This window comes from Flavobacterium cucumis (assembly GCF_900148835.1).
Lineage (GTDB): Bacteria > Bacteroidota > Bacteroidia > Flavobacteriales > Flavobacteriaceae > Flavobacterium > Flavobacterium cucumis.
In genome coordinates this window covers 124184-149846 of the sequence record NZ_FRYK01000003.1, presented here as the reverse complement: position 1 = coordinate 149846, position 25663 = coordinate 124184, and the positions used below count along the sequence as shown (strand labels likewise).

Genomic DNA, 25663 nt, shown 5'->3' with positions numbered 1-25663 from the left:
ATATTTTTGATTTAGATCATAAAAAAAGCCTCAATAAATGAGGCTTATATCTTAGAAAACTTCGCTTTCTTTTAATTTTTCGGTATTGGCTACCAATTGTAATTCTTCAATCATTTTGTGAAGATTTCCATTCATAAAACCATCTAAATCAAAGATACTTAAACCAATTCTATGATCAGTAATTCTTCCTTGAGCGTAGTTGTAAGTACGAATTTTAGCTGAACGGTCACCCGAACTAACCTGTGAATTTCGCGTTTTCGCATCTTCTTCTTGCTTTTTTGCTAATTCCATTTCATACAAGCGCGAACGTAAAACGGTTAAGGCTTTGTCTTTGTTTTTATGTTGCGATTTTTCGTCCTGACATTGTGCCACCAAACCAGTTGGAATGTGCGTCATACGAACCGCTGATTTCGTAGTATTTACCGATTGTCCGCCAGGTCCAGACGAACAGAAAAAGTCAATTCGAACGTCATTCATGTCGATTTGTACGTCAAATTCTTCTGCTTCTGGCAATACCATTACCGTTGCTGCTGAAGTATGTACTCGACCTTGAGTTTCGGTTTGTGGAACACGTTGTACACGGTGTACTCCTGCTTCGTATTTTAAAGTCCCGTAAACATCCTCCCCTGTTACTTCAAAAATTACCTCTTTGAAACCTCCAGACGTTCCTTCACTTACATCCACTACAGATGTTCTCCAGCCTTTAGCGTCACAATATTTAGTATACATACGATACAAATCTCCAGCAAAAATAGAAGCTTCATCACCACCTGTACCCGCACGGATTTCCACCATTACGTTTTTCGCATCTTCTGGATCTTTAGGAATCAACATATATTTGATTTCCTCTTCTAACTGAGGCAAACGTTCTTTTGCTTCGTCCAATTGCATTTTGGCCATCTCCACCATTTCGGCATCCGAACCATCCGCTATAATTTCGTTCGCTTCTTTGATATTACCGTCAAGATTAATGTATTCTTCACGCTTTTCAACCAAAGCTTTAAGATCTTTGTATTCTTTATTTAATTGTACATAACGTTTTTGATCAGCAATAACATCAGGCTGAATAATCAAATCCGACACTTCGTCAAAACGTTGTTTTACATATTGTAATCTATCTAACATAGCTGTTATTTATTTTTGGCGTGCAAAGTTACAATTTTAGTTTTAAGTATAAAAGTTTAAATTTACAAAGTTAGATGTAAAGCATTTACACTGAAAAACAAAGAGTTAGTTATTTTATTTAAAATAAATCTAAATAAGTTTTGTGTTTTACAAATCACTTTATAAATTTGCATTATTATTTTAATTAAATCTAAATAAAATGCATAAAATAGTATTACCACTAATCGTATTATCTTCATGGGTTGGATTTAGTCAAGAAAAGACAGATTCAACTAAAGTTTTAAAAGAGTATACTGTTGAAGCAATTCGCGAAAACAAATACAAAAGAGAAAGTAGTACCACAGTTTCAAAAATGCCTTTAAAAGACATTGAGAATCCACAAGTATACAATTCTATTCCAGCCAATCTATTGAAAGAACAAGTAGTTACCAACTTTAATGATGCCATTAAAAACGCTACTGGTGTAACTCGCCTTTGGGAATCTACTGGAAGAAATGGTGATGGAGCTGAATATTATGCAATGCGTGGTTTTGCAGTGCAACCAACAATGACAAACGGTTTACCATCATTGACAAACACAACAATTGACCCAATAAATATTGACAATGTAGAGGTAATTAAAGGTCCTTCAGGAACCCTTTTCGGAAGCAGTGTTATTTCTTATGGTGGGTTAATTAATGTGGTTACAAAAAAACCTTATCAAACTTTTGGTGGCGAAATTAGCTATAACAATGGAACCTATGGTAGTAATCGTGTTACTACTGACATAAATATTCCTTTAAAGAATAAAGCTGCCGTTAGAATAAATTCTGCTTACACAACAGAAGAATCGTTCCAAGATGCCGGATTTTCAAACTCCTTCTTTCTTGCTCCTTCTCTAAAATATGAAGTTAGTGATAAATTAACTTTTCTTGTAAATACAGAGTTTTTTAAGAATACATCAGCAAAACAAAGCATGTTGTTCTTAACTCGAAACCTACCGCTTTCATTTGATAGCATGAGTTTATTTGATAAAAATTATAAAAAATCTTTTACTTCAAATGATTTAATCATAAACAATGACTCGTTCAACATGCAAATGCAAGCCTTGTACAAGCTTTCTGAAAATTGGACTTCTCAAACCGTTTTATCAAAAAGTACTACAAAAACAAATGGTTACTACCAATATTTATTTGATGCTGCAAATGGTGATGAATTCACGCGTTATATTTCTAAAGCAGACGGTACATTTTATACCACCGATATCCAACAAAATTTCATAGGTGATTTCAAAATAGGGAACATGAGAAACCGTTTAGTAGCCGGTGTAGATTACTACAATTCAAGGTTGTTGAATGGAGGAACAGGTTGGACAGACTATGGTGTTGTATCTTTGATTAATGGAACCGATACAAATGGAGTTGATACAAACGGTAATCCAATTGCAACCGTTTTAACTCAAGCTGGTGTTGATAATGCTCTTGTAGGAAGTTTTGCTGGAAATACTGAAGCCAACCAAGAAGTCATGAGTGCTTATGTTTCTGATGTACTCAATATAACTAATAAATTATCGGTAATGGGAAGTTTGCGTTTGGATTATTTTGACGGAAAAACATCACAATACGATAGTAATAAAACGGAAGGACAAGTTGCTTTATCTCCAAAATTTGGTGCTGTTTATCAAATTGTTGAAAATAAAGTTTCAGTATTTGGTAATTATATGAATGGTTTCCAAAACGTGGCTCCAACAACTGTGGCTAATGTTGATGGTAGCAATCCAAGAATAAAAGAGTTTGATCCAGAACAAGCCAATCAGATTGAGGTAGGTTTGAAAACAAGTTTATATAAAGACATTATTTCAGCTTCGGTAAGTTACTACGACATTCGTGTGAAAGACCGCGTAATTACTGATCCAAATAACATTAACAACTCGATTCAAGGGGGGGAAGTAGAAAGTAAAGGAGTTGAAGTGAGTGTTGTAGCAAATCCATTTAAAGTATTAAATGTTATTGCTGGTTTCAGTCAAAACAAAGCTAAAGTAACTAGAGAAACACTTAACGCTGGCTATTTAGGACTTCGCCCAGAAGAAGCAGGTCCTGAAACTTTAGTGAATTTTTGGGCAAACTATACGATTTCAGAAGGCGAATTAAAAGGTTTTGGTATTGGCTTTGGTGGGAATTATGCTAGTGAATACAAAACGTTAAACAGAGCCAATATAGGCACCTTCGCATTACCAGATTATACCGTATTAAACTCGGCACTATCTTATGATAATGATACATTTAATGTGACTCTAAAATTGAATAATCTATTAAATGAAAAATATTATTCAGGTTGGTCAACGGTTACGCCACAACGTTTACGTAGTATTACTGCTGGTGTGACATACAAATTTTAGTGGCTGTTATATTATTATGTTAAAATTATTGCCGTTGATTAAAGGATTATAAAGGTTTTTTAAAAATTTTAAAAATAATAATCCGTGAAAATCTTTGTAATCTGTGACTTAATAAGAATATGTATTACGTAGATTAAAAATCATTTTAGTTTATTTTCTGTTTAGTTTAAAGCAAGCTCCTCATTTCGATGAGGAGTTTTTATCGTTATCACATGAAAAAATCAAGTTTCAAAAAAGGGATTCTAAAATTACATCTTTGGTTAGGTTTATCCACAGGTTTAATTGTTTTTATCATTTCGATTACAGGTGCTATTTATGTGTTTCAAGAAGAAATTACGAATTACCTTCGAAAAGATGCTATTTACCATCACGAATCCAATATCGCTAACAAACAACCGCTTTCGCTTAAAGTGTTAGAGCAAAAAGTAGATGCTTTTACCAATGAAAAATATCCCATTCACTGGGTAACGGTTCCTATTGATAAAAGCCGAAGCTACATTTTCTATTACTACGAAAGAAATCCAGAAGGTTGGAATTTTTACGAAGAGTATGTCGTTTACAAATCGGTGTATGTGAATCCGTTTACGGGCGAAATCCGTGGCGTTTACGATGAAACAGCTGATTTTTTCAACATCATCAAATCGATTCACTTCAGTTTTATGCTGAAAACCGATTGGGGAACGTATGTTTGTGGCATCCCAACATTGATTTTCTTATTCATGCTGATTTCGGGGATTATTTTGTGGTGGCCTAAAAACAAAAACGCCAGAAAACAACGTTTTGCTTTTAATTGGAAAAACGTAAAAAGTTGGAAACGCAAAAACTACGATTTGCATAATATTTTAGGATTTTACGTTTCGTCATTAGCTTTTGTGGTTGCCTTTACGGGATTATTCTATGCCTTTTTCTTCATTCAAGCGATTTTATACTTCGTCTTTTCGGGCGGAAGCACAACGTATCCTGATTTTTCGCACATACAAACCAAAGCGCCTATCGAAATGCGTAATGAACACACATTAGATAAAATTGGTAAAAAGGTCGAAGAATTATACCCAGATGCATTTCAATACAGTTTGGATTTTGGCTATGAACATTTAGACGACCACGAACATCCGAATTATGATGTATTTGTGAAGCAACTCTCCTACTCCTATCATGTGAATCACAGTTTGATTTTTGATGAAAACTCGGGAGAATTGTTGCACCAACATTCGCATCACGATAAAAACTTGGGCGAAAAAGCCGTAGCTGCAAATTACGATATTCACATTGGCGCTATTTTTGGCATTTGGAGCAAGATTTTAGCGTTGATAATTAGTTTAGTTTGTGCGTCATTACCGGTTACAGGATTCTTTATTTGGTGGGGAAAACGAAATAAAAAATAAAGTTATGTGTTGCAATTATTCCATTTTAAAACAAACCCAAAACGGCATGCTGATTTTCTTGAAAGGTTGTGGCAATTACCAATTAACCTTCAATAACCTCAACTTTAGCCTTACCGAAGACGAATTAATTGCGTTTGCAAATTACCTAAAACGTATTGATATCGACTATTGGGAAAAGGAATACGAACACTCCATTTATAAAAAGAAAATTCCCATACCAACGTTGCAAAGCAATTTCATCATTCTCATTAATCGATTAGAATTGTATGAATTACTCGTACTCATCAACTTCGAAAACACAAACGAAATGTTAAGTTATAACGATTTAAAAAATGGAATATTTTGGAATTAAAGCTCACTTAGGTGGGCTTTTTTTGTTATTTAACCGATTAAAATTTCATTTGATAACTTGTAAGATTTTTTTATTATTTTTGGAAGAAGATAAATCTGATATTTGTCAGACAAATAAACGAGTTATGCCTTATTACAAACCATTAACTACTTAAAATGGGTAAATCTGAAATATTATATGAACCGTTGCCAATTGGCAGAATTGGAATAAAAAAAAGCACTGAAGAAGTTATTATCACAAATGACTTTTCAGGTTTTGCACAAATGCTTGAAGAATATATTTGTTTAGGAGCAACGAAAATTATAATGCCAAGTTCATCACCAGAAATTTCGACTTTAAATCAAATGCCAATACTCTTGAGTAAAAGAATTAAGATTGTTAATGATGAAAAAGAAATAGAAACTGTAAATAGACTTCTACATAACTTACGCAAAGAGTTTCGTGTTGAAATAACCGAAGAAACAAACTTTCTCAAATTTCCCAAAAACACTTCTAGAGAAATCATTACGCACATCGATAGAATTCACCTAGATATTAAAAGATTAGCCATGGAATTTAATCACAATATTCAAATTCCGTTAAACCATGAGTTATCCTTAAAATCTTTATCTTTTCTACGAACAAAAATTTATGACTCAACTTCTAGAATAATACTTGCACAACTAGAAGCTATTCTAAATTACTATGAAAAAGTAGAGTTTGAATCATTTGGTCCGCAAAAAAATGATTTACCATCGGAATTGATGACTATATTTGATAAGCTAATAAATGATGAAAACTATTTGTTATATTCTGATTCCATTACTGAGTTATCTTCTCCATTAACTCGAGAAAGTGCAAAACTTAAATTGAAAGAATTATCAAGAATTATTGCCACAAAAAGTTACACAGGTAAAGCTTGGGATTACTTTACAAAAACTATAAATGCTTGGAAAGGAATTCCCCTACCCGAATCAAAGGATTTAGCTAACTTAATTAACGGTGACAACCTTCCCGCATTAGTCAATTTAAATACCGCAAAAAATAGAGCGCTGGAAATATGGAACAATACTAATTTAAATGCACAACCGTTACGACGAGATGGCTTACCATTAGGTGATAATGATATCTTATGGTTGCCTCCTATTGGCAAAATAGAAGTAAGAGCTGAAGATGACAGGACCCGTAGCTTTGGAACAGTCAAAGCGCTTAAAGAAGCATTGGATAAGTTTCAAATTGAGTTGGAAAAAGATAATAAAAAAAGAAAAAAAACATAACTGCAGTTTTGCGGAATATGGCTTAAGTGTTTAATGGAAAGATATTTCTGTATATTTAGCTTAAGTCCAAATGGAATGGTTTAGGGCAATATAAACCCAAACCTAGCAAAGCCGGCAAATCGTAAAAAAGTTATTCACTACTACTCGCCAATACTAAAGCATAAAAAATCCCGATTTCCCTCGGGATTTACTCTTTATTCCATTCTCCTTTCTCTTATCTCTTAAAAAAACTTTTCAACCTACCATTTGAATTTCAATTCGTTATAAATTTTATTTAAAATAAATCTAAATAAACTTTGTGGTTTCATTTTCACACTATACATTTGTATCGTTATTTTAATTAAATCCAAATAAGATGTATAAGCACATTTTAAAAACTATAGTTCTATTGTCTGCACTTCAGGCTGTTTCACAAGAAAATCTTAACGATGTAAGTGAATATAACTTTACAGAAAACGATACTGTAAAAAAATTAAAAGAAGTAGTTATCGAAGCCAAAAACACACCTTCAAAATCTTCCGTAAACAGAGCTGGAATCAAAGAAAAAGACTTACCGCAAGCCATTCAAGTTATTGGAACAGAAATTATCCAACAACAACAATCGGTTCGTTTGAGTGATGTGGTTAAAAATGCTAATGGCGTTTACGTGGGTTCAGCTCGTGGTGGCGCTCAGGAATCTTTTTGGTCAAGAGGTTACGATATGTCGGCCAACAACATGTTTAAAAACGGTTTTCGTTTCAACAGCGGTTCTATTCCAGAAGTTTCTTCATTAGAAAAAGTGGAAATTCTAAAAGGAAGTGCTGCACTTTTATATGGAAATGTAGCTCCTGGTGGAATTATGAACATGGTAACCAAATCGCCAAATTTCAAAACCGGTGGCGAATTCACTATGCAAGCGGGAAGTTATAATTTCTTCAAACCTTCGGCTGATGTGTATGGTGCTTTTAATAATTCGATTGCATATCGTTTTAATGGTTCATATGAAAATTCAGAAAGTTTTAGAGCCTATGTAACCAAAGAACGCTACTACGTAAACCCATCTTTACTTTTTAAACTGAGTGAAGAAACCGAAATTACGCTTCAAGCCGATTATTTAAGCGACGATTGGACACCCGATTTTGGGACAGGATCTATTGGAAAAGAAATTGCTGATGTACCAAGAAACGCTTATTTAGGCGCAAAATGGTCAAACGGAAGCACGAAACAAGCTACCGCTTCTATATTAGTAAATCATGAACTCAACGAAGACTGGAAACTTAATTTTAATTCTTCTTTCCAGGATTACGACCGAGAGTCTATTGGAACAGAACGCATTCAACCTGCAGCAAATGGCGATTGGAACCGTCCGTATGGAAGAAATAAAGCCGTAGAACAAATTTTTGCGAACCAAATTAGTTTACAAGGCAACTTTAAAACCGGTAAAATCAAACATCAATTGTTTACGGGTATCGATACTGAAATTTCATATACCGATGCGTATACATTTCGCTTTTTCAATCCAACTACTGGAGCAACGGTAACAACATATGGAGATCCTGTAAACATCTTTGATCCTTCTTTATACGACTCCACTTATGATGGTCCCGTTTTACCCTCGGAAATAACCCGAATCGTAAAAACAGAAACCACTCGTTTTGGAATTTATGCACAAGATTTGATTTCTTTCAATGAAAAATTCAAAGCCTTGTTAGGAATTCGCTATTCGTACCAAGAAGCTAAACCTGTAACTTATGCTGGTGGTACAGAAACTGAAGGAATCATCAAAAACGACAGAGCTTTCTCACCAAAAGTAGGATTGATTTACCAACCTACAAAAAGCATTACTTTATTCTCAAGTTACTCCAACTCGTTTACACCAAATAATGGAATAGACATCAATAACGAAGCTTTAGAACCATCAATCATTGACCAAATTGAAGCCGGAATTAAAAACGAATTCTGGAAAGGAAAATTAACAACAAACGTAACACTATATCAAATCGTAAACAGCAATTTAGTGCAAACGGCAGAATTTGACGCCAACGGAAACATCAACACAAATCCAAACCTTAAAGCATTAAGCGGAGAAACTACCAGCAAAGGAATCGAATTGGATATTACGTACAAGCCTATGGCCGATTTCAACATTATGGCAGGTTACAGCTACAACGACATGCGTTATACCAAAACAACAGGGTTAACGGGAAGCTTTATCGAATGGGATCGTTTAGCAAGAACACCACAACATACGGCTAACTTAAGTTTCTTTTATACCGTTCCAACAGGAATATTCAAGAATGTAGCTATTGGTGCTATTGGAAATTATATTGGAGACAGATTTGGTGGTTGGAACAATCAAATAGATCCAACACGACCAAATGGAATTTGGGATAGAGAGATTCCAGTAAATGGGTACACAACTATTGATTTGTCATTAGGTTACAACTGGAAGCAGTTTTCGTTTCTTTGCAAATTATCGAATATCACAAACGAGTTAAACTACACCTTGCACGAAAATTACAGTGTAAATCCAATTGCACCTAGACAGATTTTAACTTCGCTACGTTATAAATTTTAAGCATTCAATTAGAACAAAAAATGAAACAACAAAAATTAGTTAGAGACATTCACCGCGATTTTGGCTACTTCTATGTAGGATTGATTATTTCGTTTGCCTTTTCTGGAATTTTAATGAACCACAGAGAACATTGGCATCCTGAAAAATACACCATCGAAACCAAAAACATCAAAGTACAATTGCCCGAAGAAAGCCAAATTACAGAAGAATTTGCTGAAAACTTAGGAAAACAATTAGGCATCGATGATAAAATACGTCGCCACAATGTAAAGAAAGGCACGTTTAAAATTTCATTTGAAAAGCACGATGTAGAAATCGACATGAAAACGGGAAAAGGCGAAATTGTAGCTTTCAAAAAAACACCGATTATCAGCCAAACGATGAAGTTGCATAAAACTACATCCAACTGGTGGATTTACTACTCTGACATTTTTGGAATCTCCTTAATATTAATTGCCATTACGGGAACTTTAATGGTTACTCACGGCAAAAACACCTTTAAGAAGCGAGGTTGGAAACTAGCCGTTGCTGGAATTATTTTCCCTATCTTAGTTTTAATTATTTTGAGTTAACAAACGAAAAGGTTCACGAAAGTGAGCCTTTTTTGTTTTTAATAATTATTCCATAAATGATTAAACATAGTATCTTTGAAGCTAGAAAAATCAAACAAAAATGAAATTATTCTCCTTTAAACTACTACTTTTTTTATCACTTAATAGCTTTTTCTCATTTTCGCAAGATCAAGAATGTATTTTATATTTTAAGGATGGAACTGCTATTGAAGGATACGGAATGCTTAAAATTGTTAATATTTTAGATCCTAAAGAAAAAATAAAATTTAGATTGACAAAAGAAGAAAAAGGTGATTTTTGGGATTTCGAAGATATTTCTAAAATTACTTTTATTGGCTTTGAAATGACTAAAACTTTTGAATATATAAAAACAAGCAAATACGAATATCCTAAATTACTAGAAATTTTAGTTGATGGCGAAGTTAAACTTTATCGAAGTCCAGAAACTATCACCTATAAATAATATTTTGAAAATAATGATCTAAGCAAAAACCCTTTCCCTAAAACTTCTGAAAAAATTGTACAAAGCAATTATTTAAAAAGAGATAATGAAGAAATTGCAACTTGTATTGATTGCTATCCTTTAAAAAGTTGGGCAAAACAAGTTTCTGAATATCTTTCAAATTGTGAAACATTAGTACATGACCTCAAAAAACATAAATACACTTTTGCTGAACTTGAAGATGCCATTATTTTTTATAATGATTTTTGTACAGAATGATATAAGATAGTTTTACGAAAGTGCGCTTATTTGTCACAGAAATTATGAATATTTTTTAAATAGAAGCTAGCTAAGCTTTAGCCAATCTTGCAAATATGCTAGTTAAATAGTTTCGCACATATGTATCTAACTCGTGAACTCTAAACACTGTAGAAAAAAATGAAAAAATTAAAAACAATAATTTTAACACTTGTCATGGGAATATTTGGAAACTTATTTGGGCAAAACAAACACATAGAAAATTTTGAATTTTTCAATAGGAATGAGAATGAAATTATACAATTCATTGTCGTGGACATAGGATTAAATGAAATTGCACCAATCAATTCTAAACCAAATATTTTAAAAATTTCATTTCAAATGAAGCGGGTAAATGAAGCGGGACTGTCTTCCTCAAAGGAAGAACTTAACGTTTTTGGAGAAATTGAAGATAAATTAATTGAAAAACTAACCAAAGACGAATTATTTGTAGGTCGAATAACTTCAAATGGACTTAGAGATTTTTATTTTTACACTAAAGACAATAAAATTCAAGCAACTTTTGAAGAAATTTTAAAGAAATACAATCAATTTAAATACACTATCAATTTTGAAGTTGACGAAAATTGGAATAAATATTTTCAACTTTTATATCCAAATGAGGAAGAGTTTCAAAAGATTGGAAACAGAAGCGTGTTAGATAATTTAGAGGAAGGTGGTGACAATTTAACTCTAGAACGAGAAGTATTTCATTGGATATACTTTAAAACCGAAAACGATAGAGAAAATTTTATTAAAGAAATTGAAAAATTGAATTTTAGTATTGTTACAAAAAGTAAAATAAAAGATGCTTTTCCTTTTCAATTACAAATTAAACGTGTTGACAAAGTTGATGAAGAAAGTGTTAATCAATACGTTATCCAACTTTGGAAACTCGCTCCAAAATATAACGGAAGTTACGATGGCTGGGAAACTAGTATTGAAACAACGAATAAATAAAAAATTACTTTACCAACACGAGTATCACGCTCATAAATACAAAGCAAAGCTAATAATACAACGGTCAAATGCAATATGCTCACGCCAACCATAAAAAAATCCCGAGCTAACTCGGGATTCTTCTTTATTATTTCTTAACCGGAATATTTTGTAAAATTTCCAATACAAACTTCCAATATTTTTGAGCAGAAGAAATACTAGCTCTTTCATCTGGGCTGTGTGCACCGTGAATGGTAGGTCCAAAAGAAATCATGTCCATGTTAGGATAATTGGTTCCTAAAATACCACATTCTAATCCAGCGTGACAAGCTACCACATTTGGTTTTGCACCGTTTTGTTTTTCGTAAATAGAGGTCAATACATCTAAAATTTCAGAGTTTACGTTGGGTGTCCAACCTGGGTAACTTCCTCCAAATTCTACTTCGCAACCAAACAATTCGTAAGCCGAACGCAAAGCGTTTGCTAAATCAAATTTAGAAGTCTCCACAGACGAACGCGTTAAATTCTGAATCGAAATTTCGCCATCTTTTACAATTACTCGCGCAATATTATTTGATGTTTCTACTAAATCCGCCATATCAGCTGACATTCTGTAAACACCGTTGTGCGCAGTATAAATCGCTCTTAACAAGCCTTCTTGAACACCTAAATCCATCACTTTTGCTGGTGTAGAATCGCTTTTAACAATCTCAATCGTTAAATTCGGTTCCATTGTTTTGAACTCGGCTTTGATTTCGTTGATGATTTCTTGCATATCAAAAACAAAAGCTTCGTCATAAATCGCAGCGATAATAACTTTTGCAACACTTTCTCTTGGAATCGCATTACGTAAACTTCCACCAGAAATTTCAGAAATTTGTAAACCAAAATTCTCAAATCCGTCAAATAACAAACGGTTCATGATTTTGTTTGCATTTCCTAATCCTTTATGAATATCCATTCCCGAGTGACCGCCTTTTAAGCCTTTCACGGTAATGGTATAACCCACCGAACCTTCTGGCGTTTCTTCTTCATTATAGCTTCTTGTAGCCGTTACATCTACTCCACCCGCACATCCGATGTCGATTTCATCGTCTTCTTCGGTATCTAAATTCAATAAAATTTCTCCGTCCAACATGCCGCCTTGTAAGCCCATTGCTCCTGTCATTCCAGTTTCTTCGTCAATTGTGAATAACGCTTCAATTGCTGGATGAGGAATATCAGTACTTTCTAAAATCGCCATGATTGTTGCTACTCCTAAACCGTTATCAGCACCAAGCGTAGTACCTTTAGCACGAACCCAGTCACCATCAACATACATTTCAATGCCTTGTGTATCGAAATCGAAATTAGTATCGTTGTTTTTTTGGTGTACCATATCCAAATGCGATTGCATTACGATAGTTTTGCGGTTTTCCATTCCTGGAGTCGCAGGTTTTTTGATAATCACATTCCCAACATGATCTTTCACTGTTGGCAATCCTAATTTTTGTCCGAATTCCATCATGAACGCAATCACACGCTCTTCTTTCTTAGACGGACGCGGTACGGCATTCAAATCGGCAAATTTGTTCCAAAGTGCTTTTGGCTCTAAATTTCTTATTTCTTGGCTCATTTTTGTTTCAGGTTTAAAGTTTCATGTTTGTGTTAAATATTACACAGCACAAATATAGTCAGACTTTTAAAATTATTTGGGATATTTAGTTGTATTCTGTGAGGTATTGAAAACGGATAAAACATAAACCGTTTTCTCTTTTTCATCAATGCAATAAAGAATGATATAAGCAAAAATTTTAATGGGTAATCCGTGATAATCTTTATATCGAATTTGAAAAAAGGGATTCTTTGCAATTGATTCACTATATTCATCCACAATCTGAAAGAAATAAGCTCCTAAATCTTCTCTCTTTGATTCATAATATTCAACTGCTTCTTGAATATCAACAATTGCTCGAGGTTCAATTACGATTTTATAACTCATTTATTAGTTTTCAAACGAATTTGCTTTTTCGCCTCTTCCCAAGGAACAAAATTTTCCTTTTTTGAGGTCGCTCTTCTTTCATCTAAAACTACTTTCATTTCTTCAGAAACAGTAACATCATTAACTACCGTTTCGTAATTAAATTTTTCAATCAGTTTCATAAAGAAAGCCAACTCGTTATCCGGAATATTTAAAGTTATTTTTGTCATTATTCCTCATTTAAATAACAAATTTACAAAAAAAGAAATGTGCGATTCTATATTATTAGTTAATTTTATGGCAAATATTAATGCGTGAAAAGAAAATTCATCCTTCCTGTATTCTTACTTATTCAAATCATCGTTGTGAAAACGATTGGTTTGTTTCCTGATTTTGTAGAAAATGGGTACAGCAAAGGTTTTTATCCAAAATTGGCTTTTGTATCGAGAAAAGTGTTAGGTTGGTTGCCGTTTTCATTTGGTGATGTCATTTATTTTATTCTGATTTTACTTTTATTCCGTTGGATTTGGAAACACCGAATCGGCTTTTTCAAGGAATGGAAGGATAACGGATTAGCAATTTTGAGTTGGGTTTCGGTGTTTTACTTTTTCTTTCATTTGCTTTGGGGAATGAACTATTACCGCATTCCGTTGCATGAAAAATTGAATATTGAAAAAGAATATTCGGTAGATCAATTGAAAGTATTTATTGAAAAAATGTTGGTAAAAACCAATGCATTACAATTACAAATCACTAAAAATGATTCGGTTGCCGTTGTGATTCCGTATTCGCATGATGAGATTTACAATTTGGCTTTGAAAGGCTATGAAAATATACCGAGTGATTTACAAGAATTCCGTTACGAAGTAAAAAGTATTAAATCGTCGCTGTTTAGTTATCCGTTGAGTTATATGGGTTTTGGTGGTTATTTGAATCCGTTTACCAATGAAGCGCAAGTGAATTATTTAAAACCGAAATACACTTCACCATTAACCACTTGCCACGAAATGGCACATCAAACCGGAATTGGTAGCGAAAGCGAATGCAATTTCATCGGATTTGTAACGGCCGCCAAAAATGAAGATTTGTATTTCCAATATTCGGCTTATAGTTTTGCCTTACGTTATGCGCTACATAATTTGGAGATGATACAAGAAGGAAGTTCGGAATCTTATTTGAAAAGAATCAACAAAGGCGTTTTGAAAAACTTTGAAGAAAACAGAGCCTTTTGGAAGGAATACCAAACGCCCATCAATACCTTTTTTGAATATTTCTACGACAATTTCCTAAAAGCCAACCAACAAAAAGACGGTATGGAAGGCTATAGTAAGTTTGTAGGATTAGTGATTGGTTATAAAGGAGTTGGCAGTGTTCCGTGATTAGTTGGCAGTAACTGAACACTAAAAACTGAACACTGACACTTATAACTCATCACTCGTAAAACTCACTTGATTTCTCTTCTTGTAAGGACGCATAATCAAACGCGCTTCTCTGTCAAAACGGATGTAATTATAGACCCAGTTTAAGAATACGACCGCTTTATTTTTGAATCCGATTAACGAAAACAAATGCACAAACATCCAAACAAACCAGGCGAAAACGCCACTGAATTTGAATTTTGGTAAATCGACAACGGCTTTATTTCTACCTATAGTAGCCATAGAACCTTTATCTTTGTATTCGAAAAGTTTGGGTGCTTTTTTATTAATAATTCTAATCAAGTTATCGGCTAATAATCGTCCTTGTTGCATCGCAGGTTGTGCCATCATCGGATGTCCTTGCGGATATTGTTCTGAAGTCATTACAGCAATATCGCCAATTGCAAAGAGATTATCATAACCTTCTACTTGATTATATTGGTTCACCTTGATACGGTTAACATTTTTGATAAAACTATCCGCTTTTAAACCATGAGGTAAGGCACCTTGTACTCCAGCTGTCCAAATCACAGTTGCAGAATCAAACGATAAATCGGAATTGGTGGTTACGGTTTTTCCATCGTAACCTGTTACACGAACGTTTTTCCAAACACTTACTCCCAAATCCAAAAGGAAATTTTCTGCTTTTTCTGAAGCATTTTCGCTCATCGAATCTAAAATACGATTGCTTCCTTGAACTAGATTGATTTCCATTTTTCGAACATCTAAATCGGGATAATCTTTTGGCAATATGGCTTTTTTCATTTCGGCTAAAGCCCCTGCTAGCTCTACTCCAGTTGGTCCACCTCCTACTAAAACGAAATTCATCAAACTATGACGTTCGTCAATATCATTAGTAAGCAAAGCTTGTTCAAAATTCTCTAAAATCAAACTGCGAATGTTTAACGATTGCGGAATCGTTTTCATCGCCATACTATTACGCTCGATTTCTTTATTCCCAAAATAATTGGTTTTCGAACCCGTAGCAATGACTAAATAATCAAATTTTAATTCCCCAATATCAGCATATATCGTATTGTTTTCGGTATTAATTTCACGAACCTCACCCAATCGGAAATAAAAATCTTTATATTCCTGAACGATTTTCCTTATGGGATAAGCAATCGAATCGGGTTCTAAACCGCCCGTTGCCACTTGATACATTAAAGGTTGGAAATTATGATAATTGTGTTTGTCTAATAAAACAACTTGTACGTTTTTATTGCGAAGTTTTTTCGCTAAAGATATTCCTGCAAAGCCACCACCTATGATGACAATTCTTGGAAAACTACTACGAGGTATGTTCATTGTTACTTTTCTAGTACCTCAAAGGTAATAAATTTCAAGCTCAAGTTCAAAATTAAGAACAAATTCAAATACGAGTACAATTTGCTTTATTTTAAAAATCATTTTTGAATTTGACTTTTGATATTTGAACTTGCCCTTGTACTTAAATTTCATTTTCGCTAAACTTGTAACAAAATTTGCTAAACAACTACTTATTGCATATGAAATCAGAATCGGAAGCACTTTTCGTAAAACAACTCAAAGAGAATCAGAATATAATTCACAAAATTTGTCGATTATATACTTCTGATGAGGATGCGCACAACGATTTATTTCAGGAGATTACGATTCAGTTATGGAAGGCGTTTCCCAACTTTAGAGGGGATTCCAAATTTACTACTTGGGCCTATCGCGTGGGATTAAACACCGCTATTACTTTATACCGAAAAAAGAAACGAACCATTGACACTATTGAGTTTGATAGTACATTTCATAAGGTAACCCAAGATGATTACAACTTTGAAGAAGAAGAAAAATTAAAGCTTTTATACAGTGCTATAAGTGAATTAAACGACATTGAAAAAGCCTTAGTTTTCTTGTATTTAGAAGATAAAGATTATACCGAAATTTCAGAAACGTTGGGGATTAGTGAAGTGAATGCACGAGTAAAGATGAATCGTGTAAAAGGGAAATTAAAAAAAATATTAAATCCGTAAATATGGATGAATTAGAATTATTAAAAAAAGACTGGAAAAAGCGAGAAGGCTCTTTTCATCAAATAAGTGAAAAGGAAATTTATGGAATGCTACATAAAGGGTCGTCTTCAATCGTGAAGTGGATCATGATAATTAGTGTTTTAGAACTCCTTTTGTGGTTAAGTATCACTTTTTTTACTGCAGACGATCAGTATTTAGAAACGCTTGAATTATATCATTTGGATACATTTATGCCAATTATGTCCATAATAAGTTATGGCGTAATTATCTTTTTTATCTTTTTGTTTTTCAAAAACTACAAAGCAATAAACACTACAGACAATGTGAAACAATTGATGCAAAACATTTTAAAAACTCGAAAAACAGTCAAGTATTATGTTTGGTACAATTTAGGAATGATTGCAATTTCAATGATAATTGTTTTTATATTTCAATTCTTGTACGATCCATCTATAAAAAAAGTAATAGACAACGCCTCTTCAAACGTTGACCCAAATACTTTTTTCTGCATTATGCTTTTAGTTTATGCTGCCGTTATCATTATATTCATAGGATTATTTTGGTTATTCTACCGATTACTCTACGGAATTTTATTACACAGACTTCAAAAAAATTATAACGAACTGAAAAAAATTGACTTTTAATGAAATATATCATTTTAATTACGACCCTTTTTACTTCCTTATTTTCTTATTCTCAAAAGTTAGAAAATAGTTTATTGTGGAAAATTTCTGGAAACGGACTAAAAGCCGATTCCTATTTGTATGGAACTATTCACATCACATGCGATGCTTCTTTGGATGAAAATACAATAAAAGCATTGGATAAAACCCAACAGTTGTATTTAGAATTAGACATGGATGATAAATCAATGCAAATGCAAATGATGAAATACATGATGATGAAAGATGGTACCAAATTATCAACACTACTAAATGAAGACGATTTTAGAGCGGTAGATGATTTTTTAAAAAAACACATGAGCATGTCGGCAAAAATGTTTGATGGTTTCAAACCTTTTATTGTTAGTACTATGCTGTATCCAAAAATGATAGATTGTTCGTTTCAATCGGTTGAAAGCGAATTAATGCGAGTAACTAAAGAACAAAACGAAGAGATTTACGGATTAGAAACCGTTGAAGATCAAATGAACGTTTTTGATACCATATCCTATGAAATTCAAGCTCAAGAATTGGTTAAAATGGCAAAAAGTGATTTAGAAAAAGATAAAGCAGAATTAGCCAAAATGATGGAAGTATATAAAAATAAAGACATTGAAGGAATGCTTGAAATGTTAGACGATTCTGAAAATAAAATTACTTCTGAAAATCAAGACGTTTTATTGAATAACCGAAACCAAAATTGGATTCCGTTAATGGTAAAAACCATGAAAGAAAAACCTACTTTTTTTGGGGTGGGTGCTGCACATCTAGCAGGTGAAAAAGGCGTAATAAAATTATTGCGCAAACAAGGTTTTAAAGTCGAAGCTGTTAAATAAAATCACAAGTAACCAAAAAAATATCCCCAAATATCAAATGAAATTTGGGGATATTTATATAATTTAGTTGCAAACTACTCTACATTTTGCACGTTAGCTTCTGCAATTTTCTTGTAAGTTCCGTTAATTAATTTCTCACGAATAGCTTCAAATGCGGATAACGTTTCATTGATATCAGCAATGGTGTGAGATGCAGTAGGAATCATTCTCAATAAGATAATTCCCTTTGGAATTACAGGATACACTACAATAGAAAGGAAAATTCCATAATTTTCACGTAAATCATTCACCATAACCATAGCTTCTGGAATAGAACCTTCTAAATATACGGGAGTTACACAAGTATTAGTATCTCCAATGTTAAAGCCTCGCTCTTTTAATCCATTTTGTAATGCATTAACATTTTCCCATAATTTATCTTTTAAACCTGGATTATCGCGCAACAGTTGAAGACGCTTTAAAGCTCCAATAGTTTGAATCATTGGCAATGCCTTTGCAAACATTTGAGAACGTAAATTATATTTCAAATAATCAATCACATCTTTATCTGCTGCTAGAAAAGCACCAATACTTGCCATTGACTTAGCAAATGTAGAAAAATACACATCTATTCCGTCTTGACATCCTTGTTCTTCTCCTGCTCCTGCTCCAGTTTTTCCAAGTGTCCCAAAACCATGTGCATCGTCTACAAGTAAACGGAAATTGTATTTTTCTTTTAAAGCTACAATTTCTTTCAATTTACCTTGTTGCCCTCGCATTCCAAAAACGCCTTCAGTAATAAATAAAATACCACCTCCAGTCTCTTCAGCCATTTTAGTTGCACGTTGTAGGTTTTTCTCCATACTCTCTAAATCATTGTGCTTGTAAGTAAATCGTTTACCCATATGCAAACGTACTCCATCAATGATACAAGCATGAGCATCTACATCATAAACAATAATATCATTTTTCGTAACTAATGCATCAATACAAGACATGATACCTTGATACCCAAAATTCAATAAATAAGCCGACTCTTTATTAACAAAAGCAGCTAATTCATTCTCTAATTGTTCGTGATAATTCGTATGACCACTCATCATACGAGCCCCCATTGGATAGGCCGCTCCAAATTGCTTAGCTGCTTCTTCATCAGCTTTTCTAACCTCTGGATGATTTGCTAATCCTAGATAATCATTAATACTCCAATTTAAAATTTCTTTCCCATGAAACATCATTCTTGGGCCTAATTCTCCTTCTAATTTTGGAAATACATAATATCCTTCTGCTTGTGAAGCCCATTTTCCTAACGGACCTTTATTGTTTTGAATTCTTTCGAATAAATCTTTTACCATGATATATAATTGGTGTTAAAAACGCAGCAAAAATAGGAAGAAAAAACTTTTTAACGAACGTTAAATCCTAACTTTTTAAATTAATTTAAAAAAAAACTTGTTTATTGCAGAAATGGACTTACATTTGCACCGAACGACACAGAAATGTGGTTACACGTTCATTTAAAAAGTCGGGGGCTCCACCTCGACTTTTTTGCTTTTACCCCCTTTTCTTTTTAAGTTAAGTCATAAAAAAAAGATGCAATTAAAACATTACATCTTTACATAGGAATACTCTTCAATAGAAAATTTCATAAAAGTCTTCTAATGAAGAGCAATAAACATTTTTTTATTTATATACCGATTCTTTTTTAAAGTGCTTAGCTAATAAATAATAAACCACGGCTCTATACTTATTTTTATTCGATTTTCCATATTGCTCTATGACAGCCTCAATTCCTTTATCTAAATCAGGACTATCTTTTAATCCTAATTTCTTGATAAGAAAATTATTTTTTACAGTTTCCAATTCTTTAGAGTCTGAACCTGATACTGTTGAAGAATCTGGATTATAAATTGAAGGACCACACCCAATTACTACCTTAGTCAAAAAATCCATATCGGCAGTAACACCACACTTTTCTTTCAAATCAGCGGCATACTTGGTAATTAATTCATCTCTTTTACTCATAATTTTATTATTTTTTAGTTGTTAACACTCAAATTTAAAGTTTTCTTTTTTAAAAACATATTTTTTTTGCTATTTTTTAATGAATTCTTTTCTTTTACAGTAAAGATGACACATTAAATTTATACCATTTAATAAAAACAATTTGAGACATAAACTTTAAAGAAATTAACTTAATTGGCTAAAAAATGCCAACAAAATTCCATTATTCACTTTCTCAGGCGTGAAAATTTCTAGAATACTTGGTTTTTCGTTTTGGTTTAGAAATGCTGAGTATTGTTGCTGTAGTGAAGTTTCATCATTCGCTTCAAAATAATCCAATCCATACATATTAGCTAAATGGGAGGCGTTTAATTGATGCGAAGTTTCGAAATACCTATTAAACGTTTCTGTTTCTTGATGCCCTGGTAGAATTCTGAAAATGCCACCACCACTATTGTTTAACAAAATGATTTTGAAGTTTTTTGGAATGTAATTGTTCCATAAAGCATTACTGTCGTACAAAAAACTAATATCGCCTGTAATCAAGATCGTCGGCAAATCAGACGCTAAAGCAGCTCCAATGGCTGTTGAAGTACTACCATCAATTCCACTGGTACCACGGTTGCAAAAAACTTGTAAACTGCTGTCTAAATCAAACAACTGCAAATAACGTATCGCCGAACTATTACTAACTTGTAACTGACTATTAGTTGGCAGGTTTTGACAAATAAAATCAAACACTTTAAAATCCGAAAACGGGATTTTTGCTGTATATTCTTCCTGTTTCGTTACTCTATCTTTCCAAATGGTGGCAATACTTGATTTATAGGAACTTTCCATTGTATCTACAGTCAATAACTGATTCAAAAACGTATTGATTTTAGTTTCATAATGAAAGGTAAGCGCCCCAAAAGTATCATATGCACGTAATTCATCCACATGCCAATGGTGTACTGGTTTATATTTTCGTAAAAACGCTTTGATACGTTTCGAAACGACCATTCCTCCAAAAGTTAAAAGAATTTCAGGTTGAAACGCTTTGAAATCTTCATCGTCAAATGGTGTAATCAACGTATCAATTTGATTAATGAATGTAGGATGATGTAAATTCGATGTTTTTTCAGTCAATACCACCACACTTGGGTCATGCGCTAAAATATCTAAATACTTTTGTTCTAAAGAATTTGGAAACAACTCTCCTACTAAAACCAATTTCTTAGTGGCTTTGTTCCAAGTTTCTTTTGTGTTATTACCGAGAGAAAAATGTTTGTCTTCAGTAATAAATTCGATAATTTCGGGGTTTACTTGTAATTCCGTAACCGTTTCATACAAAGGTTCTTCAAAAGGAGCATTGATGTGTACTGGACCTTTTTGGGTAACCGCAACATGCAATGCCATTTGAATGTGATGGTCGTTTTCAGCCGAAGCATCTTCTCGCAAATTAGCATTGTATAAACAATGATTTCCCATTACATTTTCCTGACGAATGGTTTGTCCGTCGCCAATATCAATCTTACTTTGAGGCCTATCTGCCGAAACAACGACTAAAGGAATTTGACTATAAAATGCTTCTGCCACTGCAGGATAATAATTCAACACCGCAGAACCTGAAGTACAAACAACAGCTACAGGCTTCTGAATTTGTTGGGCAATTCCCAAAGCAAAAAATGCAGCACATCGCTCATCAGCTATACTGTAACATTTAAAATATGGATTATTAGTAAATCCAATAGTCAAAGGTGCATTACGAGAACCAGGTGAAATTACGATATGTTGGACTCCTTTTTGTTGGCAAATTTCAATAATGCTTTGCGCTAAAGGAATTTTTGGATACATCATTTTTAAAAAAAATAACTGAACTACAAAGTTACGAAGTTGAAAAGGTTTTTAGTACTTTTACCCTTATAATTTCTTAACGAAATGGAGATAAAAATTAGAGACTATCAAACACAAGATTGCCCAGCCATTTTAGACATCATCAATGATGCTATTTTGAATTCGACTGCCTTATATGATTATAACGTGCGAACCTTAGCCACTCAAGAAGCTATTTTTGATGAAAAATTACAAAAAGGTTTCCCAGTAATTGTAGCCGAATTGAACAATGAAGTAATAGGTTTTGGTTTTTATAGTGAATTCCGATTTAGAGAAGCGTATAAATTCACAGTAGAACATTCGGTTTATGCGAATAAGAATTGTATTGGCAAAGGCATTGGCAAGCTACTACTAACCGAATTAATTGAAAGAGCAAAAAAACAAAACCTTCATACGATGATTGGTGTTATCGATTCTGAAAATACGAATAGCATCGATTTTCATAAGAAATTTGGTTTCGAAGAAGTTGGATTCCTTAAAGAAACAGGATTTAAGTTTAACAGATGGTTACATTCGGTATTTGTTCAAAAGATATTATAAAAAAAGTGTTCAGTATTCTAAAAAAGAACAAACTGAACACTATATACTGAACACTGAATACTGAATACTAAATTATTTCCCTTCAATCCAATTTACGATTTCAGCATCGGTTGGCAATGTTCTTGGAGAAACTACTTTAGCTAATTCACCATTTTCATTGATTAAGTATTTTTGGAAATTCCATTGTACTTCACTGTCTTCTAATCCGTTTTTAGCTTTTTGCGTTAAGAATTGGTACACCGGATGCATGTCTCCTCCTTTTACCGAAATTTTAGCCATCATAGGAAACGAAACACCATAATTTTGTTGACAGAAAGTAGCAATTTCAGCATTACTTCCTGGTTCTTGTGCTCCAAAATTATTCGCTGGAAAACCTACAATTACGAAGTTTTTGTCTTTGTATTTCTCGTAGATTGCTTGTAATTGTTCGTATTGCGGTGTTAAACCACATTCAGAAGCGGTGTTAACTACTAAGATTTTCTTTCCTTTTAAGGTGGAAAAATCAAAAGTATCGCCACTCAAATCTTCTACTTTAAACTGGTAAATGGTTTCTTTTGCCATAGGGGTTGTGATTGCTGTTTGAGTAGTCGTTTGTTTTTTTTGTGCCTGATTTTGACAGCTAAAAAACAATGCTGCTACTGAAAACAAGGTTACTAATTTCTTCATCTTTTTTATTTCAAAGTTAAATTTTAAATTAAGTTTAACATGCTAAACATAAGTTAAAAAAGAAATAATTTGTATTTTGTAACAAATTGAAATTCTATGCGAAACAGAACTATTACACTATTTGAATTTTCTGAGGACAATGAAAAACTAATAAACTTTAGTAACAATTTAGCTACTGAAATAAACAGTAATTTACTCCTCGTCCATCAAACCGATTGCTTGATTCCTTCTTTCACCGATTCAGAAACCAAAAAAAAAATTTTGGAAGTTGAAAAAAAAGAAGCTATTGCAAAAATAAACGAAATCATCGATTTAAAAACTCATGATATTGAATGTGAAATTACGGAAAAAAACGTTGTGAATTACTTAGAAAGCCTTCATGATTCGTCGGTTTGTGATTGGGTAATTGTAAAACAAAAAGAAAAAGAAGAATTTGAGCGTTTTTTCACGAAAAGCACCATCTTAAAAATTATTGAAGAAACAAATTCGCTTTTGATTGCATTACCTCAAGATTTCAGCTACAACATGCCCGAAACCTTATATTTTGCTTCGCATCCCAAGTTTGAAATTAATCATTCGCAACTAGAACATTTACTGAACTCATTGAAAAATCAGGTCAAAAAAATTGTTTTTTTCACTCACATTGATGACGAAGATGATTATTTTGAAATAGAAACCCACTTGAAATCATTAGAAGAGTTATATCAAAAATACAATACATCCACAAAAATTATTGTTGGAAATTTTGCCAATTCGGATTTCAAAAACCAAATGGATTTTACTTCTGGCTTTTTAGTAGTACAAAAAGGACCAAGAAATCTTTTTGATTTGTTTTTCAGAAGATTATCCATCGATAATTTGATTAAAAAAGCCGCTTTTCCTTTAATAATAATTCCAAAATAATACACATGAGTTTAACGATAGAAAATTTTTTGTTTGTAGGCTCGATTCTTTTATTGATAAGTATTCTTGCTGGTAAAACTTCGTATAAATTTGGGGTTCCCACCTTAGTCTTATTCTTAGCAATCGGAATGTTATCAGGTTCGGAAGGTATTGGAGGAATTCATTTTGATAATCCAGAATATGCACAGTTTATTGGGATTGTATCGCTTAACTTTATCTTGTTTTCGGGTGGTTTGGACACCAACTGGACAGCGGTAAAACCCATCCTAAAAGAGGGCTTGGTGCTTTCCACAGTCGGGGTTTTATTGACTGCTTTTTCATTAGGAGCTTTTGTTTGGGCAGTTACCGATTTTACTATTTTCGAAAGTTTATTATTAGGCTCTATTGTCTCCTCAACAGATGCAGCAGCCGTATTTTCGATTTTAAGATCAAAAAGTTTAGCACTGAAGCACAATTTGAGACCTACATTAGAATTAGAAAGCGGAAGTAACGACCCAATGGCATATGTTTTAACCATAGCCTTTTTGAGTTTAGTAGTCAATCAGGATAAAGAAGTGTATGATTTGATTCCACTATTTTTAAAACAAATGAGTATCGGAGCCATTGCCGGATTTTTATTTGGAAAATTAAGCAAACTCATCATTAACAAAATCAGTTTAGACTTCGAAGGACTATACCCTATTTTAGTTATAGCCTTAATGTTTTTAACGTTCTCAGCAACTGATGCTATTGGAGGAAATGGGTTCTTGGCCATTTATTTTTGTGCGGTTTACTTAGGTAATCAAGATTTAATTCACAAAAAAGCTATTTTAAAAATGTTTGATGGTTTGGCTTGGTTAATGCAAATTGTATTATTCTTGACACTCGGATTACTAGTTTATCCTTCTCATGTGTATGATGTTTTTGGAATAGGATTATTAATTTCATTATTCTTAATTCTTGTCGCACGACCATTAAGTGTTTTCATAAGTACCATTCCTTTTAAAATGCGATTGAAACAAAAGTTATATATTTCTTGGGTAGGTCTAAGAGGTGCGGTTCCAATTGTATTTGCTACTTATCCTCTAATTGCAGGAATTGACAAAGCCGATATGATTTTTAACATCGTATTTTTCATTTCGTTAAGTTCGATTTTATTTCAAGGAACTACTTTATCGGTTGTAGCTAAATGGTTGAAAGTATCTATGCCTGAAAACATAAAACCAATTCGTCCAAACGAAGCTTTAATCCTAGAAATTCCGAAAAACGTTTTCGAACAAATTGAAATTTCACCAAACAGTTCCATTATTGGTAAAAAGATTGTCGATTTAGCATTTCCTAAAACTTCTGTAATCACCATGATTAAAAGAGATAACAAATATTTGACTCCAAGTGGTGCCACTGAAATTAAGGCCAAAGACTTGCTAAACGTAATTTCATCCAATGAAAATGAAATAGAGAAAATCAAAACGATTCTTAAATAAAAAAGAGGCTGTTCAAATTATGAACAGCCTCTTTTCTTCATTATAGTATCAT

Annotated in this window: 24 protein-coding genes; 15 read left to right on the top strand and 9 right to left on the bottom strand. The window is 33.1% G+C overall.

What is annotated here, in order from left to right:
- Window positions 1–51 precede the first annotated feature (51 nt).
- Window positions 52–1125, bottom strand: a complete 1074-nt coding sequence (prfA, locus tag BUE95_RS09510; protein ID WP_073583821.1) for a peptide chain release factor 1 — start codon at window positions 1123–1125, stop codon at window positions 52–54.
- Between the two features lie 199 nt (window positions 1126–1324).
- Between prfA and BUE95_RS09505 the strand changes: the two genes are divergently transcribed.
- The 8 genes from BUE95_RS09505 (at window position 1325) to BUE95_RS09470 (ending at window position 11323) form a co-directional block, all read left to right on the top strand.
- Entirely contained in the window at window positions 1325–3502 is a 2178-nt protein-coding gene (locus BUE95_RS09505; RefSeq protein ID WP_073583819.1) for a TonB-dependent siderophore receptor, read from the top strand.
- Between the two features lie 212 nt (window positions 3503–3714).
- A complete protein-coding gene (locus BUE95_RS09500; protein WP_084530265.1) occupies window positions 3715–4887 on the top strand; it encodes a PepSY-associated TM helix domain-containing protein in 1173 nt (390 codons plus the stop codon).
- Between the two features lie 4 nt (window positions 4888–4891).
- The gene (locus tag BUE95_RS09495) at window positions 4892–5239 is read left to right on the top strand and encodes a DUF6686 family protein (protein ID WP_073583815.1); all 348 of its coding nucleotides are present in this window, start codon (window positions 4892–4894) and stop codon (window positions 5237–5239) included.
- Between the two features lie 155 nt (window positions 5240–5394).
- Entirely contained in the window at window positions 5395–6495 is a 1101-nt protein-coding gene (locus BUE95_RS09490) for a hypothetical protein (protein ID WP_073583813.1), read from the top strand.
- 355 nt (window positions 6496–6850) lie between these two features.
- Window positions 6851–9052, top strand: a complete 2202-nt coding sequence (locus tag BUE95_RS09485) for a TonB-dependent siderophore receptor (RefSeq protein ID WP_073583811.1) — start codon at window positions 6851–6853, stop codon at window positions 9050–9052.
- Window positions 9053–9072: 20 nt separating this feature from the next.
- Window positions 9073–9624, top strand: coding sequence for a PepSY-associated TM helix domain-containing protein (locus BUE95_RS09480; protein ID WP_073583809.1), 552 nt, complete (start codon window positions 9073–9075; stop codon window positions 9622–9624).
- A gap of 100 nt (window positions 9625–9724) precedes the next feature.
- Window positions 9725–10087 (top strand): hypothetical protein, encoded by a 363-nt coding sequence (locus BUE95_RS09475; RefSeq protein WP_073583807.1) that lies wholly within the window; start codon window positions 9725–9727, stop codon window positions 10085–10087.
- A 417-nt stretch (window positions 10088–10504) separates the two neighbouring features.
- Complete coding sequence (locus BUE95_RS09470; protein ID WP_084530264.1) at window positions 10505–11323, top strand: DUF695 domain-containing protein; 819 nt, start codon at window positions 10505–10507, stop codon at window positions 11321–11323.
- Between the two features lie 127 nt (window positions 11324–11450).
- Here BUE95_RS09470 and BUE95_RS09465 read toward each other — a convergent pair whose 3' ends face one another.
- The 3 genes from BUE95_RS09465 to BUE95_RS09455 all read right to left on the bottom strand — a co-directional run bounded on the left by BUE95_RS09465 (window position 11451) and on the right by BUE95_RS09455 (window position 13492).
- On the bottom strand, window positions 11451–12917 hold the full coding sequence (locus tag BUE95_RS09465) for an aminoacyl-histidine dipeptidase (RefSeq protein ID WP_073583805.1): 1467 nt from the start codon (window positions 12915–12917) through the stop codon (window positions 11451–11453).
- Window positions 12918–12989: 72 nt separating this feature from the next.
- A complete protein-coding gene (locus BUE95_RS09460) occupies window positions 12990–13283 on the bottom strand; it encodes a type II toxin-antitoxin system RelE/ParE family toxin (RefSeq protein WP_073583803.1) in 294 nt (97 codons plus the stop codon).
- Window positions 13280–13492: a hypothetical protein gene (locus tag BUE95_RS09455; protein ID WP_073583801.1), complete on the bottom strand. Its 213-nt coding sequence runs from the start codon at window positions 13490–13492 to the stop codon at window positions 13280–13282. Before BUE95_RS09455 ends, BUE95_RS09460 begins: the two co-directional genes overlap by 4 nt.
- Before the next feature lie 84 nt (window positions 13493–13576).
- Between BUE95_RS09455 and BUE95_RS09450 the strand changes: the two genes are divergently transcribed.
- Window positions 13577–14641 carry a DUF3810 domain-containing protein gene (locus tag BUE95_RS09450; protein WP_073583799.1) on the top strand — a complete coding sequence of 355 codons (1065 nt, stop codon included), beginning with the start codon at window positions 13577–13579 and terminating at the stop codon, window positions 14639–14641.
- Window positions 14642–14683: 42 nt separating this feature from the next.
- On the opposite strand, the gene BUE95_RS09445 is transcribed toward BUE95_RS09450, so the two are convergent.
- The gene (locus tag BUE95_RS09445) at window positions 14684–15988 is read right to left on the bottom strand and encodes an NAD(P)/FAD-dependent oxidoreductase (protein WP_073583797.1); all 1305 of its coding nucleotides are present in this window, start codon (window positions 15986–15988) and stop codon (window positions 14684–14686) included.
- 200 nt (window positions 15989–16188) lie between these two features.
- Here BUE95_RS09445 and BUE95_RS09440 point away from each other — a divergent pair, with 200 nt between their 5' ends.
- Genes BUE95_RS09440 through BUE95_RS09430 form a run of 3 tightly spaced genes read left to right on the top strand, consistent with a single transcriptional unit; the run spans window position 16189 to window position 18181 of the window.
- Complete coding sequence (locus BUE95_RS09440) at window positions 16189–16683, top strand: RNA polymerase sigma factor (protein WP_073583795.1); 495 nt, start codon at window positions 16189–16191, stop codon at window positions 16681–16683.
- Between the two features lie 2 nt (window positions 16684–16685).
- Window positions 16686–17327: an ABC transporter ATP-binding protein gene (locus BUE95_RS09435; protein ID WP_073583793.1), complete on the top strand. Its 642-nt coding sequence runs from the start codon at window positions 16686–16688 to the stop codon at window positions 17325–17327.
- The gene (locus tag BUE95_RS09430; protein ID WP_073583791.1) at window positions 17327–18181 is read left to right on the top strand and encodes a TraB/GumN family protein; all 855 of its coding nucleotides are present in this window, start codon (window positions 17327–17329) and stop codon (window positions 18179–18181) included. The genes BUE95_RS09435 and BUE95_RS09430 overlap by 1 nt, the downstream gene beginning before the upstream one ends.
- A 74-nt stretch (window positions 18182–18255) precedes the next feature.
- Here BUE95_RS09430 and BUE95_RS09425 read toward each other — a convergent pair whose 3' ends face one another.
- From BUE95_RS09425 to menD, 3 genes are all read right to left on the bottom strand, one after another.
- Entirely contained in the window at window positions 18256–19515 is a 1260-nt protein-coding gene (locus BUE95_RS09425) for a cysteate-C-fatty acyltransferase (RefSeq protein WP_073583789.1), read from the bottom strand.
- A gap of 328 nt (window positions 19516–19843) precedes the next feature.
- Window positions 19844–20185: a DUF2853 family protein gene (locus tag BUE95_RS09420; protein ID WP_073583787.1), complete on the bottom strand. Its 342-nt coding sequence runs from the start codon at window positions 20183–20185 to the stop codon at window positions 19844–19846.
- A gap of 165 nt (window positions 20186–20350) precedes the next feature.
- Complete coding sequence (gene menD / locus BUE95_RS09415; RefSeq protein ID WP_073583785.1) at window positions 20351–22003, bottom strand: 2-succinyl-5-enolpyruvyl-6-hydroxy-3-cyclohexene-1-carboxylic-acid synthase; 1653 nt, start codon at window positions 22001–22003, stop codon at window positions 20351–20353.
- An 81-nt stretch (window positions 22004–22084) separates the two neighbouring features.
- Here menD and BUE95_RS09410 point away from each other — a divergent pair, with 81 nt between their 5' ends.
- Complete coding sequence (locus BUE95_RS09410) at window positions 22085–22579, top strand: GNAT family N-acetyltransferase (protein WP_073583783.1); 495 nt, start codon at window positions 22085–22087, stop codon at window positions 22577–22579.
- Between the two features lie 72 nt (window positions 22580–22651).
- On the opposite strand, the gene BUE95_RS09405 is transcribed toward BUE95_RS09410, so the two are convergent.
- Window positions 22652–23245, bottom strand: coding sequence for a glutathione peroxidase (locus tag BUE95_RS09405; protein ID WP_073583781.1), 594 nt, complete (start codon window positions 23243–23245; stop codon window positions 22652–22654).
- A 96-nt stretch (window positions 23246–23341) separates the two neighbouring features.
- On the opposite strand from BUE95_RS09405, the gene BUE95_RS09400 reads away from it, so the two are divergent.
- Both BUE95_RS09400 and BUE95_RS09395 read left to right on the top strand, forming a co-directional pair.
- Window positions 23342–24148, top strand: coding sequence for a hypothetical protein (locus tag BUE95_RS09400; protein WP_073583779.1), 807 nt, complete (start codon window positions 23342–23344; stop codon window positions 24146–24148).
- 5 nt (window positions 24149–24153) lie between these two features.
- Entirely contained in the window at window positions 24154–25611 is a 1458-nt protein-coding gene (locus tag BUE95_RS09395; protein ID WP_073583777.1) for a potassium/proton antiporter, read from the top strand.
- Window positions 25612–25663: the final 52 nt, after the last annotated feature.